Source organism: Streptomyces sp. SID486, assembly GCF_009865385.1.
Taxonomy (GTDB): domain Bacteria; phylum Actinomycetota; class Actinomycetes; order Streptomycetales; family Streptomycetaceae; genus Streptomyces.
On sequence record NZ_WWJT01000555.1, the window covers coordinates 1 to 1,983 of the forward strand.

At 76.7% G+C, this 1,983-nt stretch carries 1 protein-coding gene; it reads left to right on the forward strand.

Translation table 11 applies throughout. The features are described from left to right. A partial coding sequence (locus tag GT045_RS25640; protein WP_161335603.1) for a type I polyketide synthase occupies positions 1–1,983 on the forward strand: 1,983 nt, incomplete at both ends.

The window sequence follows — 1,983 nt, forward strand, 5'->3', positions numbered from 1 at the left end:
GTCATCAAGATGGTCATGGCGATGCGCAACGGCGTCCTGCCGAGGACCCTGCACGTCGACGCGCCGTCCCGCCAGGTCGACTGGGACGCCGGCGCGGTGGCCCTGCTCACCGAGGCACGGCCGTGGCCGGCGGCGGACCGCCCGCGCCGCGCCGGTGTGTCCTCGTTCGGGATCAGCGGCACCAACGCCCACGTGATCCTCGAGGAGTCCGCCGAGCCCGAGCCCGAGCGGGCGGACCCGGCCGGCGCACCGCCGGTCCTCGCCCTCCCCGTCTCCGCCCGCTCGCCCGAGGCCCTGCGCGGCCAGGCCCGGCGCCTGACGGAGCTGACCGACACCGCCCCCGCCGACCTCGGCCTGGCCCTGGCCACCACCCGCGCCACCCACCCGTACCGGGCCGTCGTCCTCGCCGGCGGCGCCGACGAGGCCGCGGCCGCACTGGACGCCCTGGCACGCGGCGCCGACGCACCGGGCCTGCTCGTCACCGGCACCGCCACCGACGGCACACTCGCCTACCTCTTCTCCGGCCAGGGCGCCCAGCGCCCCGGCATGGGCCGCGACTGGTACGACGCCTTCCCCGTCTACGCCGAGCACTTCGACCGCGCCGCCGCGCTCTTCGACAAACACCTGGAACGCCCCCTGGCCGAGGTCGTGCTGGGCGACGACCCCGAGACCCTGGAGCGGACCGACTACACGCAGGCCGCCCTGTTCACCACGCAGGTCGCCCTCTACCGGCTGCTGGAGTCCTTCGGGCTGCGCCCCGGTCTGCTCGCCGGGCACTCCGTCGGCGAGTTCGCCGCCGCACACGTCGCGGGCGTCTGGTCGCTGCAGGACGCCGTCACCGCGGTCGCCGCCCGGGGCCGGCTCATGCAGGCCCTGCCCGCGGGCGGCGCGATGGTCGCCGTACAGGCGTCGGAGGAGGAGGTGACACCGCTGCTGGAGGGGCGGCGGTGCGCGATCGCCGCCGTCAACGGCCCCCGTGCCGTGGTCGTCTCCGGCGACGAGGACGCCGTCACCGAGGTCGCCGCCCACTTCACCACCTCGCGCAGACTGCGTGTCTCGCACGCCTTCCACTCACCCCGCACGGAGCCCATGCTGGCCGCGTTCCGCGAGGTCATGGCCGGTATCGAGGCGGCGGAACCCGCCGTACCGATCGTCTCCACCCTCACCGGGGCCCCGGCCGGCGCCGCCGAACTCGCCTGCGCCGACTACTGGGTACGGCACGTACGGCAGACCGTCCGCTTCGCCGACGCCGTCGCGACCCTCGCCGCCGAGGGCGCCGACACCTTCCTCGAACTCGGTGCCGCGCCCGTCCTCAGCGCCCTGGGCCCCGACTGCCTGCCGGACGCCGCACACACCGCGTTCGTCCCCGCCGCGCGCAAGGACACCGCCCAGCTGCCCGGCCTGCTCGCCGCCCTCGCCGCCCTGCACACCCGGGGCGCGGACGTCGACTGGGCCGTGCTGTACGAGGCGTACGCGGGCCGCCGTGTCGACCTGCCCACCTACGCCTTCGACCACGTCCGGTACTGGCTCCCCACGGCCGGCGTCACCACCGGTGACGCCGCCGGGCACGGCCTCGCCACCGCCGACCACCCGCTGGTCAGCGCCCGCCTGGACCTGCCCGGCGACGCCGGCCTGCTGCTCACCGGCCGGATCTCCACCGCCACCCACCCGCTCCTGGCCGAACACGCCGTACTGGGCACGGTCCTGGTGCCCGGCGCCGCCCTGGTCGACCTCGCCCTGCACGCCGGACGCCTCACCGGCCGCCCGGTCCTGGAGGAACTGACCCTGCAGAGCCCGCTGGTGCTGGAGGCGGACACCGCCGTACGCCTACAGGTCGCCGCCGGCCCCGACGGCACCGTGGAGATCCACTCCCGCGCCGAGCACGCCCCCGCCGACGAGGACTGGACGCGCCACGCCACCGGCACCCTCACCGCCGCCGCCACCGCGCCCGCGCCCGCCACGGCGCCCGGCGCGTGGCCGCCG